The sequence below is a fragment of the Alkalimarinus coralli genome (assembly GCF_023650515.1).
GTDB lineage: Bacteria > Pseudomonadota > Gammaproteobacteria > Pseudomonadales > Oleiphilaceae > Alkalimarinus > Alkalimarinus coralli.
In genome coordinates, this window is record NZ_CP096016.1 from 3268058 (window position 1) to 3282666 (window position 14609).

Here is a 14609-nt window from a genome sequence, read left to right on the forward strand (position 1 = left end):
CATCATGTGAAGCTCAAACTTATACGACCCTATTGCTACATGTTCAATGCATGTTTAACGGTCTTTAGATAAATGATTTTCCCTGGCCTCGATAGGTCAGGCATTTATCAACCACTTCACCATTCTTAATTAAAACCAACTCATTAAAACGCTCACAGAGCTCGCCCGCTTTGCAATGCCTAAACAACACCGGGTCGCCATGAGACAGTGCATTTGTTACATTCTTGTATTTTTTATCAGAAGACCTTTTTAACGGGGTCTGAACCTCTCCGGCCCCTTCGTTTTCATCCAACACAAAGCCCTCTGGCAAATAAGGTTTGGGTGATTTTTCAACCCCCACACCTCCAGAGGCAATATAGCCTCCTCCGCTACATGTGGCATAACCACTGCCCGGTAGCCGAGACACTTCCAGCGCAAACCCTGCTGCTGGCAAGTATTGAAAGTCAGAGTAATAATCAAACAGATGAGGGCTGAAAAAACCAGAACCTACCGCCAGCTCGGTAACAGATGGGTCTTCACGGGTGGAATCGATGCTGCCTGTGCCTCCACCATTGACAAATCTCAACTTGGCTCCGGCATCTTGCAACGCCTCTACCACGGCCCCTCTGCGCCGGGTCAACAGGGGTATTGATATGCGCTTTAGCCACGGTATCGCTCTATTCTGAAGCTCTTTGCCAGGGACTTGGTCACCCACGCCCGCTATCTGCCCTTCATAGCCCATTACCCCCTCAAGTTTAACGGCCCCCTTTTTGGCAATGGTTCGGTACAGCTCAACGGCCTGTGCTGGCGTGCTGATCGGTGACCGGCGTACGCCAAAATGAACACCGGGGAAACGAGTAGACATATCTATTTCCATACAGACAGGCTGCATAACGCCTACTTTTTCCGCGATGCTGGCAATCAGCTCAACATGCGCGGCTGAATCCACCATCAAAACAATACGCTTGCCTGACCGCGTAGCCTCACAAACCGCGGTGATGGCTTCAGCCTGCATCGATGGGTATGCCACCAGCAGGTCATCCAGGCCTTGCTCAGCCAAAAACACCGCCTCATCGGGGTGAAAACACATCACCCCCTGAAATAGAGACGAATGGCCCAACAGCTTTTTGATAATATCAACACTGCGCAGCGACTTTGAAACCACTCGCACAGGCATACCACCTGCTCGCTGCAGTATCGCGTTGGCGTTCAGCTCAAGGTAATCAAGATTAACGTACGCCAACGGCAGCGTTTGACCCTGTAAGCTTTGTTTATAACTCTGGTAGTTCATTATTGTCCTGAAAAGCTAAGTCCCTTAAATTGGCCCATTTAAGGGATGTTCCTAAAAATATGCGCCTAACCGGCTACTCTCCAAACTTCCAGCGAAGGCCAACCGCAAGCGAGGTGTATTGTGTTTCAATATGGCTTTCTGTCGTCGCCGCATCACCAAAAATAGAGGCATTGCCCTGGCTGACATTTCTGTCAAACGACAAGGTATGCTGCAAGCCAGCATCAACCACGATGGTCTCGCTGGGTTCGTAACTAAAACCAACCGACAGCGCCTTATAATCATCAAACGCGAAATCGATAGACGCGGTTTGATCTGGAATCGGCGTTTTTTCAAATGCGATGCCCGCGCGAAGTGTCCACTCTGGATTTAACTTAAGCCCGCCCCCAAGCGCCAAGCGCCAAGAGTCATTCCAGTGTTGTGGGGTACTCAGTACACTGCCGGTATCCTCCAACACAATGTCTATAGATTTAAACCGACTCCAGTTAGTCCAGTTGGCATCCGCCTGAACATACCAGCGTTCATTAATCTGATGAAAACCACTTATAGATAGTGTTTCAGGTGTGACTAGTTCGACGGTGCCGGATGTTGCATGTGTTGTTAAGTTTGGGTCAAGTGCCGACAAAATAGCTTCTGCATTGGCCGGAATAGTAAAGTTAGCGCTGCCTTCAAGGGTATGTTCTATTTTGCTTCTAAAATTCATCCCTATACGGGTATTTTCATTGAATTCATACAAAACGCCCGCAGTAAAGCCGTAATCTGTATCATGCCCTTTTACTTTGAAGTAGCCGTCACTGCTGCTGGTTCCCGGTGCGCCGATGCCTATACCGGAGCAGGTATTTCCCCCGGTAAATCCTAAACTTTCAGCCCCACTGCAAAACCCTGCCACGTTAATACCTTGCTCAATACTGGCTGAAACCCGCTGCATATTGACGCCGCCACCAATCGAGAGTTGATCACTCAGCTTCAAGCTGGCCATAAAACCAACATTGATACCGGCAATCTCTGACTCAATTGAGAAATAGCGGCCAACAAAATCACGATTAAACTCCGTACCACTAGCATAAGGGGCATTAATGGAGAGGCCAAACGCGAGTTGATCATATTGAGGTAGAGCGAGATAAATGCTCGGGAGGGCAAAGACTTCACTGACCGATGGGGAGCCATCACCTTGCAATGGCGTGGTGGTATATGTATTTAAGCTGGTCATTTGATCCAGGCTGGAACCCGTCGCACTAACGTCGGTTTGAGTATTCAAAAGACTAAGGTTAACCACCAGCTCCGACTGTTTTATTCTGCTGAGCCCGGCGGGGTTATAAAATGCCGTTGAGGCATCTTCCGCTTCGGCAGCGCCACCTGAGAAGGCGTCCCCTAATCGTTTGGCACTTTGTTCATCAACATAATAACCTTGAGCCGAAAGCTGACCGCTGACCAGCAAGGCACTTATTGCCAGCATTTTTGAGGGTGTACAGAGCCCTTTATCCCCTTTGGTGTTATGGCTATTTTTAGACCGACAAGCATTTGCTAACTTCTTATTTTTATTCATGGCATACTCCAGTTACATTTTCGCAATAGCATCGCTACTGCTCCAGAAGCCTGATGAGTGCCTGACTTATCGTGACCGCCCACTCTATTCCGAGGTTGCGCGTTCCTTCAAATAGGCTTTCACCATCAGCTTTAATTCTGATAACAACATCGCAGATTGCGCTTCATCCATTGTCATTGAGAGTCGCAATATTGCGCCACAGGTTCGTGGCAGCATCACACAGATGAGCCAAACCCGCTCATCATCTACCCCTTTAAACCTCGACTTTGCTCGAACCGACAGACTGTCAGCGTTGTTATACAGGTCTCCGAGATCAAGCTCTTGCAACTCCGGCATAGACTCGACCCCAGACCAAATCTCTTTGTAACCCGGCTCTGAGCGATAAAATTGTGCGTATACATCGATAAGGTGGTCAAACCCTTCGTCCAGGTCAAAATCAACCAGGAACGCCTGCATCAAACCGCTCAACTTTTCAATGTGTTGTTGGGCGATAGCCTTAATAATCGCGGCTTTATTTGGAAAATACCGATAAAGCGATGGCAGCGAGATGCCAGCCTGGCGCGCGACTTCCGAGGTTTTTAACCCTTGAACACCCACCTCTTTTATTAGCTCAACCGTGCAATTAAGAATCACATTGACTCGTTCACGGCTACGCCCTTGAACCGGCAATCGGCGCGGCTCAATATCAGTTGATACTGCATCAGTCGATGCAGTCTGGTCGTCTTTAAGGCTTTCGGTACTCATTCAAGACCTCTTATGTTAGCTAAAGTGTAGTCTTAACATTAAAAGATGACAATATATCACGTTTTATGTTCTGTATGATTTGTGAACAAGCATACAGCATCAATAATTTCCCACGTTTCTAGATAAATATCAGCACAAAATAACGTGACATATTATCTCGTTTAGATCATTATTGTTCGGTTACCCTCACTAAAAGCAGCACGCCCCCACCACTTGTAATCACCACAAAGAGTGGAGCACTGATGATTTCTAATCTATTCTCAAGTCTAAACGATGCAGAGAACAGAGGCACCTGCTTAACCCGCCCTTCTTGTAAATAAAGGGGGTTGCCCCGAACATCAATAGCAGTTCTGGCCTCTCACGCTTCCCTTGATCTACCCTGCACGATGACATCACGCGAAAAACAGCCTTAACAGGCAAAAAATAAAAAAGCAGATAACGCGATGCAAAACCGATTAACAACAGCCCTGACCGCATTTCGCAAACTATGCCGCAACAAAGAAATACGCGGGCTGTTTCTTATCGGTTACCTATTACTGCTGATGTGGCCTTTTTTTGCCACCGAAACACCTTCGTTATGGTCACTATACCTATACTACCACAGCGTTTGGGGCATACTTGTTATCGGCCTCGCTGTGCAAGGGTATCTGGTGCTGACATCTGAGCGCTCCGCTGAGGAGGCCGATGATGATTAACGTCACGCTATTGGTTTCTGTCATGCTGGGCTATATGGGCGTGCTGTTTCTGATCGCCCGATGGGGGGAAGGCCACTCACCAACCGCCAATAAATTTGCCAAACACCCCATGACCTACGGCCTCTCTCTAGCCATTTATTGCACCTCATGGACGTTCTATGGGCTGGTTGGAATGGCGACCCAGTCTGGCTATTTATATATGGCTATTTTCTTGGGGCCATGCCTCATTATGATCTTTAGCTGGAGTATTCTCCGCAGGCTGATCAAAATTAAAAATCAGTTTCGTATTACCAGCATGGCTGACTTTCTCGCTGCGCGTTATAACAAGTCAAACACCCTTGGCACCCTCGCGGCGATGCTGGCAATGGTCGGCAGCATTCCTTATATCTCAATCCAACTCAAGGCGATTATTGTTAGCTTCAATGAACTGGTCGCGTTTAGTGACCCCTCCAGTAATGAGCAGGTGCTGATAAACTATTTTGATTGGATCATCATCGTGATCATGATTTTCTTCACTATTATTTTTGGCGTCAGGCGGCTAGACCCCACTGAACGGCATCAGGGAATGATGTTATCACTGGCGACAGAAAGCATTGTAAAACTCGCAGCCCTGCTAAGCATCGGAGTATTTGTCTGCTATTCTCTGTTTGACGGTGTTGAAGAGCTGTTTGAAACCGCCCAGATTCACCAGCAGACACACCCGGTCATCGCCAGAATGGCATCGGCGCTGCCTTCCGAGCTCTGGATAACACTGTTAATGCTGGGGGCAGCCAACTTTTTCTTCCTGCCCAGGCAGTTTCACGTTGCCGTGATCGAAAACCATGACCCCAACCACATCAAGACAGCTCAGTGGATGCTGCCATTGTACCTGCTGGCAATCACCCTGTTTGTTGTACCTATTGCCTTAGTCAGTCTGATGTCAGGCCTGCCCTCTTCTGATGCAGACATTTTTGTTCTTTTACTGCCGCTTTGGTCTGACGCGCTGCCATTAGCATTTTTCGTTTTTATTGGCGGCTTCTCTGCGGCAATGGGCATGATCATGGTGAGCTCAATGACCCTGTCGACCATGATCACCAACAACCTGATTTTACCCATCATTGAGCGTTACAAAGTGTGCCTCTTTATCAGGCGAAACCTGCTTGCCTGTCGCTGGGTGGTCGTAGCCGCCATTATACTCAGCAGCTATTTCTTCTATCTTGCCGTGGGAGGGTCATATATGCTGGCCCGGACAGGGCTCATCTCATTTGCGGCGACACTCCAGTTTGCGCCCGCTATACTTGGTGGCATCTACTGGAAAAAAGGCAACCATTACGGTGCCATTTCAGCCATTCTTGCCGGGTTTTCAGTTTGGTTTTATACCATGGTTCTGCCTGCGCTCATTCAAAGTGGCTGGTTTCCTGTGGCATTAATGCAAACAGGCGTCGACGCCATAACGTTTTTAAACCCTCAAGCACTATTTGGCACCGGCGGGGTTAATGCACTCACTCATACCGTATTCTGGTCACTACTGGTTAACATCACGACATATATCGTGGTCTCCCTGATCACCAAAACCTCCAGAGAAGAGTTAATGAACGCCAACCTCTTCACAGGCATTCTTGATCAGGAAGATTTTCACCATCTCAAGCAAGACCAGAAGGTCGATATAAACGATAAAATCGATATCATCCAAGCGGTATACAGTGACTACTTTACCCATAACATTGCCCAGCAGAAGCTTAAACAAACGCTAAAGCGGGAATCATTAAATCCTGATGAAAAGATCAGCATTCTCCAATTATCACAATTGGTCAACGCAGCAGAAAGTACATTGGCCGGTTCTATTGGCGCGGCTTCGGCACATATCGCAATAAAGCGTTCCGGGTTGCTCAACCGGGACGAATATAAAGAGCTCTCGGCAACCTATGCCGATCTTCTGGCGGAACTAAATATCTCCCCACACGCGCTAAAGGAGAAAGTTGATTACTACCAGGAGAGAGAAGATCTCTATATCGAAAATGCAAAAGACTTGAAAAATCAGGTCGAAAAGCAGACCACAGAACTAAAGGCAACCAATGATCATTTGCTAAAAACACTGGTTGAACTCAGCGAGACACAGCAGAGTCTCGCGGAAGCAGACAAAATGGCGGCCCTGGGCGGTCTGGTTGCGGGCGTTGCTCACGAAATAAATACCCCGCTGGGTATATCCATTACCGCAGTGTCACACCTCAATGACAGTACTCACCAATTCAAAAGTAAATTCGAGTCAGGGCAGCTCACCAAACCTGACTTCTTAAAATTTATCGAGACCAGCGATGAGAGCATTCGCATACTGCTCAATAATACCGGCAAAGCGGCAGAGTTAATAAAAAGCTTTAAGCAAGTAGCGGTTGATCAGTCCAGTGAAGGGAAGCGATCATTCAATTTAAAAACCTATATCGACGAGATTCTGCTCTCGTTAAAACCCAAGCTCAAGCACAGCGCCTGCACGATAAGCGTCAATTGCAATGAACATATTGAAATCAACAGCTACCCTGGGGCGCTATCACAAATTATTACCAACCTCATCACCAACTCGCTTATGCATGCCTTTGAAGAGACCGAAAAGGGCCAGATTTCGATTGATGCATCCACTGAAGGTGACAATGTCATCATTATCTATAAAGACAATGGGAAGGGCATGAGTAGTGAGGTCTTAGAGCACCTGTTTGAACCGTTCTTCACAACCAGAAGAGGCAGTGGTGGGAGCGGCCTGGGTGCTCACATTATGTATAATATTGTGGTGCAAAAACTGCAGGGAACGATTCAGTGCAACAGCTCACCCAATGAAGGTGTCGAGTATACTGTGCGTTTTCCCAGAGTGGCTCAGTAACCTGCGCCATTCAAAGGCGGCCATACCTCAATTTCTACCTCTACCTCAGCCTCAACCTCAACCTCAAAACAGCTTGCAGCTTATGAGTCTGCGCCATTGCCATCTTGATAGCGGGCACGAATAGCAATAATGTCATCGATATGAGTAATCACCAGATCAACAAGCGCAGGGTCAAACTGCTTTCCTTTCTGCTCGTTGAAGTATTCAACGACATCATGAAGCGGCCACTCTTTTTTATAGCAACGGCGGCTGCTCAAGGCATCAAAAACATCTGCTACTGCAACAATTCGTCCACGAATATCAATGTTTTCACCGGCTAACCCTTGCGGATACCCGGTGCCATCCCATTTTTCATGGTGTTGTTGTGCGACAATCGCAGCACACTGTAACACCGGCCGAGACGAACGTTTCAGCATTTCATAACCAATCGAAACATGCTGCCTCATCACCGCCATCTCACCCGGAGTGTGCTTGCCGGCCTTGTTTAGAATAACATCCGAAATACCAATTTTACCCAGATCATGCAGAGGTGCCGCCGCCCGCAGGATGTCGACGTCCGCTTCCGAAAGCCCAACCTTGTTAGCCAAAAAGCTCGAAATTTCAGCCACTCGCTGAACATGGCTGCCGGTTTCTTTGGAACGGTTTTCCACTGCTTCACCGAGTAAACAAACGGTTTCTCGTTGGGTTTCTTCGATCTCGGTTTTCAGCAGGACATTTTCAAATGCTATCGACGCATTGGTACAGAAAATCTCGATCAGCTGCTTATCCGTATCAGAGAGAGGGTTAGTATTTTCAAGGTAAAGCAGGTTTCTAGCCCCTCGCGTCGACTCAAAAAAGATCACAATATGATGATCAGAAAAAATGCTCTGACGCGCACTGTTAGCTTCGCACAAAGACTTAATGACATTCAAAGGGAGGTTTTTTAGTGGTTCACCACAGTTCAGGCTGGCATAATCGCCCGTGCCTGCCATGACCTCAAAGTGGTCTTCTACCGACGTTGCCGCAAACCCCTTTACAAGCTCCACATACGCAGCATCTTTTCCCAGGTGGAGCAAAGACGTTAACTGCATCAGCGCCGCAGAAAAAAATCGTCGCAGGGACTGAAGCTGAAATATAGTGGCAGAAGATTCTATCACCTGCTTTAGACCAAGGCGGTTATTATCAAGCGCGACAATATCACGGTAACTTCGAAGGCTGGAATAGAGTAGTGTTTTGAGCTTTATTGCGGTGAGTTCGGTTTTATCTTTGTAGTCATTAATATCATAGTCGACAATCACCTGCTCTTCTGGTGCCTGGCCCGGCTGGCCGGTGCGCAAAACCAGGCGGGTTTTACTATTTTTGAGCGTCTCCCGAATGGTGCGAACAAGCCTTAAGCCTGCATCATCGGTTTCCATGACGACATCCACCAATGCAACCGCGATATCATCCTGCTCTCGTAAAATCTTTTCAGCTTCGCTGGCCGAATGAGCACTAATTAGTTTTACGCCTTTCCCTGCAAACTCAAAGTCAGACAGAACCATACTGGTAACAGAGTGAACTTCTTCCTCATCATCAATAACCAATACGTTCCACTGGTTCTCTTGTGGTATCAGCGCAGAGGGTAATAGAGGTTCTTCGTCTGCAAATTGAAATAGCTCTTCAGTCGCCATAGAGACACTAATCCAGTTAAATAATCAATGAACTACTTAAGTATAGTGTCTCTTTTGAAGGTTGCGATGACGGCTTAACTAACAAACTGTTTTGCAACTCTGTAGAAGGTCTTAGCCCTTATACACCTAGCCCTTATATACCTACCCCTTATATACCAGGACATTATCAAACCCTTGCCCTTTTAAATGACTGGCATGTAACTGGCTCATGGTGCCTTTATCACAGTACAGCAGGTAGCGCTTTGATAAATCTATCTCCTGAGTTTTGCTCATAAGCTCAAAAAATGGAATGTGCACGATCTCGTTGTTGGTTAAGTGCAGGGGCTTACGCTCTGCCTCATCCGGGTGACGAATATCAACAATCACATCACTAACCGCTGGAGTCGAAACAATTTCAACATCGTCAACGGTGACCACCGAGTCCATGACCTGATCAATATTAACCGCCACCAACTCTTCTACTGCCTTATCCAGTACCGAAAAGTCAAAACGTTCTTCTTCCCTGACTATTTTATCCAGCTTCGCTCGCGTAGTCGGACGATCAGAAATGACACCGCAATATTCAGGCATTGTTTTAGCAAAATCTTCGGTGCCGATTTCAGCTGAAATACGAATAATTTCGGGTTTATCCATGGTAACCAGTGGTCGTAACACCAGCGTATCGGTTACCTTATCAATCACCGACAAATTGGTCAGCGTCTGGCTCGACACCTGCGCAATACTTTCGCCCGTCACCAGCGCCTGCACACTCATATTTTCGGCCACTTGAGAGGCCGCTCTGAGCATCATCCTTTTTAGCACAACGCCCATCTGTGAGTGATGGACGCTCTTGAGGATTTCTGCCACCACCTCTTCAAACGGGATCGTGATAAACTTGACCTTGTGTGAAGACCCATACCGCTCCCACAAATAAAGCGATACCTGTTTAACCCCTATCTCATGGGCAGAACCACCCAGGTTAAAGAAACAGTAGTGGGTTCTTAAGCCTCGCCTCATGGTGAGAAAGCTGGATACTGTCGAATCAAATCCACCGGAGATCAGTGATAAGACAGAGTCAAGGCTGCCAAGCGGGAAACCTCCAAGCCCTTCAAACCGTTTCTCAATGATATAGAGTTTTTCATCTCTAATTTCGAGCTTAACCGTCACCTCAGGGTTGCGTAGTTCTACAGACTTGCCCTCAGTCAGCTTTAACAGCCCACCCCCCACATAACGCTCAACGTCAGTGGATTTAAAGTCATGCTTACCAGCCCTCTTGACTCTGACCACAAAGGTTTTGCCCGCAATCATCGGAGCATAGACCGCGCGGGTATGCTCTAGAATATCGTCAAAATCACTATAGGTATGCTCTGTCACCTGAAGAATATTGGCGATACCTGGAATGCGTTCCAGCGCCTCAACCACTTCGTCAGATCTATCAATTAGCGCCTCGGGAAGACCTACTTCGATTTTATCCCACAGGCCAATAACCTCAATTCCCTCATCGATTCGCTTAATAATCTTTCTGATATTACTTCTTAGCTGTTTTACAAACTGCTTTCGAACGGGCTTGCTTTTAATAGTGATTTCAGGAAATAGCTTGACGATAAATTTCATGTGTTTGCCTGTAAAACTGAACCTATAAGTGACTTAACGAGGGCGTAGCTGAGCATTTTACCTGTTTGTCATCAAGATTTCATAACAATGATTTATCCGTAAACATATCGGCTTAGAAATACGGTTCTACAGAATTTACTGAAATCAACTAAGCTTATTAATAAACAACAAACATTAACCCCAACGTCTGGCTCGTCCGTGCGCCACCTATTTTTTCTGCGCATGTTATAGGCCAATAGTAAACGAAGGGCATCACCTATAGAGGCATTATGGCCAACTCTGGAATAAACGCGCGAATCACCCCTGAAGGTACAATGGAAGTACTATCGCGGCATGAAGTAAGCCTGCTCAAAGATAAAAGCAAAAAGGGGCTGTATGACCTGTTCCGCCAATGCGCCCTGGCTGTTCTGAACTGCGGCAACGAAAGCGATGACAGCAAAGCCATTATGGAGGAATACAAAGATTTCGATATCAAGCTGGTTAACCAGCCGAGAGGGATCAAACTAGAGGTCATTAACGCGCCGGCGAGTGCTTTCGTCGACGGCGAGATGATCAAGGGTATTAAGGAGCACCTGTTTTCTGCACTAAGAGATATTGTTCATGCCAACAGTGTACTAGTGAAAAGCAGTGGTTTTGACCTTGAGTCCTCAGACGGCATCACGAATTTTATTTTTCACCAGCTACGTAACGCGCAAATTCTAGCGGCAGGTACACAACCCGATATCGTAGTCTGCTGGGGCGGTCACTCAATCAGCCGACAGGAGTATGACTTCACCAAAAATGTCGGTCATGAGCTTGGGCTAAGAGGACTAAGCGTCTGCACGGGGTGTGGGCCTGGAGCAATGAAAGGGCCAATGAAAGGCGCGACCATTGCGCACTCAAAGCAGCGTATTAACAATGGCCGTTATATTGGCATCAGTGAGCCGGGCATTATCGCAGCCGAGTCACCCAACCCTATCGTCAACGAGCTGACGATATTGCCCGATATTGAAAAGCGGCTTGAGGCCTTTGTTCGAACCGGACACGCGATTATTGTGTTTCCCGGTGGAGTAGGCACCGCAGAAGAGATACTTTATCTACTGGGGATTCTGCTGCACCCGGCTAACCAAAAGCTTCCGTTTCCAGTTATTTTTGCCGGATCGAAAGAGAACGAGTCATATTTCAATATGATCGATAAATTTATTGGCGGAGCGTTGGGTGAAGAAGCCCAAAAGCGCTACAAGATAATTATTGATGACCCAATCAGAGTCGCCCAGGAGATCAAGTCAGGAATAGAAGAGGTCGCGCATTATAGGCGGATTCACAGAGATGCGTACTACTTTAACTGGCTGCTTAAGATCGACCCGCTTTTTCAACAGCCGTTTCAGCCAACCCATGAGAATATGGAAAATCTTCAGCTGCATAGAGAGCAACCGGTCCATATCTTAGCGGCTAACCTTCGAAGAGCTTTTTCCGGCATCGTCGCAGGTAACGTTAAAGATGAAGGCATTCGCAGAGTCGAAAAGTTTGGCCCGTTTGAGATTCACGGCGATAAGTCTATTCTTGATCCATTAGAGTCGTTGCTTGAATCCTTTATACGTGAACACAGAATGAAATTGCCAGGCAAGGTCTACACGCCGAGCTACCGTATTGTGAATTAGTAGTTAACGTCTGGCGATAGACGTCCGAAGGGGCATAACGTTGATATAAACATCAAGCACAAAAAAAGCAGTGCCCAGACGGGAACTGCTTTTTTACTCTCTCCGCATAACAGCGGGGTGAGTCGTCGCTACGTCAAATTAGCATTACTTCAAACTAGCGCAATTACTTCAAGCTAGCGCAATTACTTCAAGCTAGCTCGATTACTTCAAACTGGCATTATTTCAAGCTAGCATAGTACGCTGCAAGGTTAGCAATATCTGCATCGCTCAGAGCGGCAGCTTGGCCTTGCATAATTGCTGCCTGACCACCTGTACGCTGCTTCGCTTTGTATGCTTTTAGAGCACTTACCAGGTACTGCTCGTTCTGGCCTGCAAGGTTAGGGTAAATTGGAATCATTGCAACCCCTTCTGGGCCGTGACATGCAGCGCAAACACCCGCCTTTGCCTTTCCAGCAGCAACATCACCGCCAGCATTTGCCATCATAGGCGCAGAAACGGCTAATGTAGCAGCTAATGCCAAAACAGACTTTTTAAGTGCTCTCATATTGTGATCCTCTCAAATCGTAGTATTTTTCTAATATCTAACCTAATTCATCCACTGCGCCGGACTCGCATTAGCAGCGATAACGTCCAGACAACAACGTCTATAACAGACTAACTATCAGCGTTCTATAAAACACGTCATTTAAGCAATACTACTGTTTATTGAAAATGATATCCATCAAGGAGATACAGTTTAATGATTCATTTGATGCCCGCTGTGTTGCATCTCCATGTCACCATTGCTCTGCCCTTCTGGCGGGTGCGATACAACCAGTTGCATATCTACGCGGCCATGATGCTCAAAAACCAGCGTAAGCGGTACCATGCTGCCCACTTTTAACGGCTGCTTCAAATCAATCAACATAATATGATTACCTGCCGGCTCGAACATCACGAACCCTTTGGCTGGCACCACGACCTCCTGAAGCTTAACCATCTTCATCACCCCATCACTCATGTCCGATGCGTGCATCTCAACCACACCCGCAACAGGCGATTCGATCCCAATCAGCCGGTCATCTTGCTGGCTGTAATTATGCAGCATCATATAGGCTGCGGTAATCGTTGCGACAGGGGGAACGGCCCTAACCCAGGTCATATGTGCTTGTATATCCGTTTTTTTAGTATGGTTCATCTCTGCGCTTGCAGTAACTGCCGACAAACTCAATACCAGAATCAAACAACTTGCTGTAAAACGCCCAAGCCATCGCATCATTAACTCTCCTATCGTTCATAAAATACTGCACAAAATACAGGTCATTAAATACTGACCGTTATTCTAACGACTAATAGACAAAGATACCGAGCACGATCTGCGTCATTTTGTCACACTAAAAGCAGTTTTCTACCGTGCCTATGATGCACCTCAAATTATGAAACCATTGCAGGTTAATAGCCGGGATAGACGCTTATATTAACCATATCCCTTGCCAACCGGCTCATCCGGCGATAATCTAACGCCCCAATAAAACCCGCCAATTGACCACATTTAGACAAAGAGACAAGCATGAACCCGAATGACGCCCGTAAAAAAGCAGTTCTTTTGGTCAATCTTGGTACGCCTGATGAGCCAACCACACCCGCGATCCGACGCTATCTCAAAGAGTTTTTAAGCGATCCGCGTGTTATCGAAACGCCCAGGCTGATATGGTGGTTCGTACTTAATCTTATCATCTTAAGGTTCCGCCCGGCGAAGCTGGTAGAAGCGTACAAAGGCATCTGGAAGGATGGAGAGTCGCCAATCCGCCGCATCACCAATCAGCAAGTCAGTAAGCTTCAGCAACGTCTGGATCAGAATACCAACGGCCCTCAGATCAAAGTTGCCGCAGCAATGACCTATGGAAATCCGTCATTTACAACCGTATTGAACACACTTAAAAATGAAGGGTACGAAGATATTTTGGTCTTACCGCTATACCCTCAATACTCGGCGACTACAACAGCCGCCTCATGGGATGCGCTGAGCAAAGCATTAAAAGACATGCGCGATATCCCTCAGGTGCACTTCATTAAACGATACTACCACCACCCGTTGTACATTGAAGCATTAGCCTCCACTGTGCGCGAGCACTGGAAAACAACTGGCCGACAGGCAAAACTGTTTTTTTCATTTCATGGCATTCCCAAATCATACGTGGATAAAGGTGACCCTTACCCGGACGAGTGTGTTGCTACCGCACAGTTAGTCGCCAAAGCACTAAACCTTTCAGACGATCAGTGGCAGCTGAGTTATCAGTCTCGAGTGGGGGCCGCTGAGTGGTTGAAACCCTATACAGATGAAACGATGAAGGCGCTGGGCAAAACAAACCTGAAAGGGCTAGATGTGATCTGCCCAGGTTTTTCTGCCGACTGCCTGGAAACAATAGAAGAGATAGATGAAGAAAACCGCGGCTACTTTGAAGAAGCTGGCGGCAGTGACTTCCATTACATTCCCGCGCTAAATGATCAAGCCCCCCATATTGACCTGTTGGAAGCGTTAGTGAACGAAAACATCTGATATCAAAAGCCCTCTTTCAAGTTAAGAGGGCAAGCAGCATAGTTAGCGATATTTACTGTATATCTCTTCTAATTGACCGTTCTTT

Annotated in this window: 11 protein-coding genes; 4 read left to right on the forward strand and 7 right to left on the reverse strand. The window is 47.0% G+C overall.

The annotated features are described in order from the left end of the window. Positions 1 to 64: 64 nt before the first annotated feature. From MY523_RS14665 to MY523_RS14675, 3 genes are all read right to left on the reverse strand, one after another. The gene (locus tag MY523_RS14665; RefSeq protein ID WP_250655438.1) at positions 65 to 1270 is read right to left on the reverse strand and encodes an amino acid deaminase/aldolase; all 1206 of its coding nucleotides are present in this window, start codon (positions 1268 to 1270) and stop codon (positions 65 to 67) included. A gap of 73 nt (positions 1271 to 1343) precedes the next feature. Then, positions 1344 to 2813 (reverse strand): OmpP1/FadL family transporter, encoded by a 1470-nt coding sequence (locus MY523_RS14670; protein ID WP_250655439.1) that lies wholly within the window; start codon positions 2811 to 2813, stop codon positions 1344 to 1346. Positions 2814 to 2897: 84 nt separating this feature from the next. Further along, positions 2898 to 3557 (reverse strand): TetR/AcrR family transcriptional regulator, encoded by a 660-nt coding sequence (locus MY523_RS14675; RefSeq protein ID WP_250655440.1) that lies wholly within the window; start codon positions 3555 to 3557, stop codon positions 2898 to 2900. Positions 3558 to 4000: 443 nt separating this feature from the next. On the opposite strand from MY523_RS14675, the gene MY523_RS14680 reads away from it, so the two are divergent. Together MY523_RS14680 and MY523_RS14685 are read left to right on the forward strand one after the other, a co-directional pair. Beyond that, a complete protein-coding gene (locus tag MY523_RS14680; RefSeq protein ID WP_250655441.1) occupies positions 4001 to 4252 on the forward strand; it encodes a hypothetical protein in 252 nt (83 codons plus the stop codon). Then, entirely contained in the window at positions 4242 to 7103 is a 2862-nt protein-coding gene (locus MY523_RS14685) for an ATP-binding protein (protein ID WP_250655442.1), read from the forward strand. Before MY523_RS14680 ends, MY523_RS14685 begins: the two co-directional genes overlap by 11 nt. 80 nt (positions 7104 to 7183) lie before the next feature. Here MY523_RS14685 and MY523_RS14690 read toward each other — a convergent pair whose 3' ends face one another. Both MY523_RS14690 and thiI read right to left on the reverse strand, forming a co-directional pair. Next, positions 7184 to 8752 (reverse strand): DUF3369 domain-containing protein, encoded by a 1569-nt coding sequence (locus MY523_RS14690; protein ID WP_250655443.1) that lies wholly within the window; start codon positions 8750 to 8752, stop codon positions 7184 to 7186. A 141-nt stretch (positions 8753 to 8893) separates the two neighbouring features. Beyond that, positions 8894 to 10345, reverse strand: coding sequence for a tRNA uracil 4-sulfurtransferase ThiI (gene thiI, locus MY523_RS14695; protein WP_250655444.1), 1452 nt, complete (start codon positions 10343 to 10345; stop codon positions 8894 to 8896). A 269-nt stretch (positions 10346 to 10614) separates the two neighbouring features. On the opposite strand from thiI, the gene ppnN reads away from it, so the two are divergent. Continuing rightward, a complete protein-coding gene (ppnN, locus tag MY523_RS14700) occupies positions 10615 to 11985 on the forward strand; it encodes a nucleotide 5'-monophosphate nucleosidase PpnN (RefSeq protein ID WP_370301074.1) in 1371 nt (456 codons plus the stop codon). A gap of 217 nt (positions 11986 to 12202) precedes the next feature. Here the strand turns inward: ppnN and MY523_RS14705 are convergent, their stop codons facing one another. Together MY523_RS14705 and MY523_RS14710 are read right to left on the reverse strand one after the other, a co-directional pair. Then, positions 12203 to 12469: a c-type cytochrome gene (locus MY523_RS14705; protein WP_370301530.1), complete on the reverse strand. Its 267-nt coding sequence runs from the start codon at positions 12467 to 12469 to the stop codon at positions 12203 to 12205. A 252-nt stretch (positions 12470 to 12721) separates the two neighbouring features. Continuing rightward, a complete protein-coding gene (locus tag MY523_RS14710; RefSeq protein ID WP_250655446.1) occupies positions 12722 to 13243 on the reverse strand; it encodes a copper chaperone PCu(A)C in 522 nt (173 codons plus the stop codon). A 291-nt stretch (positions 13244 to 13534) separates the two neighbouring features. Between MY523_RS14710 and hemH the strand changes: the two genes are divergently transcribed. After that, entirely contained in the window at positions 13535 to 14524 is a 990-nt protein-coding gene (gene hemH, locus MY523_RS14715; protein WP_250655447.1) for a ferrochelatase, read from the forward strand. The last annotated feature ends 85 nt before the right edge of the window (positions 14525 to 14609 follow it).

Coding starts and splice junctions, on each gene's coding strand:
- MY523_RS14665 (WP_250655438.1), bottom strand. CDS start 1,270: ATGAACTACCAGAGTTATAAACAAAGCTTACAGGGTCAAACGCTGCCG.
- MY523_RS14670 (WP_250655439.1), bottom strand. CDS start 2,813: ATGAATAAAAATAAGAAGTTAGCAAATGCTTGTCGGTCTAAAAATAGC.
- MY523_RS14675 (WP_250655440.1), bottom strand. CDS start 3,557: ATGAGTACCGAAAGCCTTAAAGACGACCAGACTGCATCGACTGATGCA.
- MY523_RS14680 (WP_250655441.1), top strand. CDS start 4,001: ATGCAAAACCGATTAACAACAGCCCTGACCGCATTTCGCAAACTATGC.
- MY523_RS14685 (WP_250655442.1), top strand. CDS start 4,242: ATGATGATTAACGTCACGCTATTGGTTTCTGTCATGCTGGGCTATATG.
- MY523_RS14690 (WP_250655443.1), bottom strand. CDS start 8,752: ATGGCGACTGAAGAGCTATTTCAATTTGCAGACGAAGAACCTCTATTA.
- thiI (WP_250655444.1), bottom strand. CDS start 10,345: ATGAAATTTATCGTCAAGCTATTTCCTGAAATCACTATTAAAAGCAAG.
- ppnN (WP_370301074.1), top strand. CDS start 10,615: ATGGCCAACTCTGGAATAAACGCGCGAATCACCCCTGAAGGTACAATG.
- MY523_RS14705 (WP_370301530.1), bottom strand. CDS start 12,469: ATGATGGCAAATGCTGGCGGTGATGTTGCTGCTGGAAAGGCAAAGGCG.
- MY523_RS14710 (WP_250655446.1), bottom strand. CDS start 13,243: ATGATGCGATGGCTTGGGCGTTTTACAGCAAGTTGTTTGATTCTGGTA.
- hemH (WP_250655447.1), top strand. CDS start 13,535: ATGAACCCGAATGACGCCCGTAAAAAAGCAGTTCTTTTGGTCAATCTT.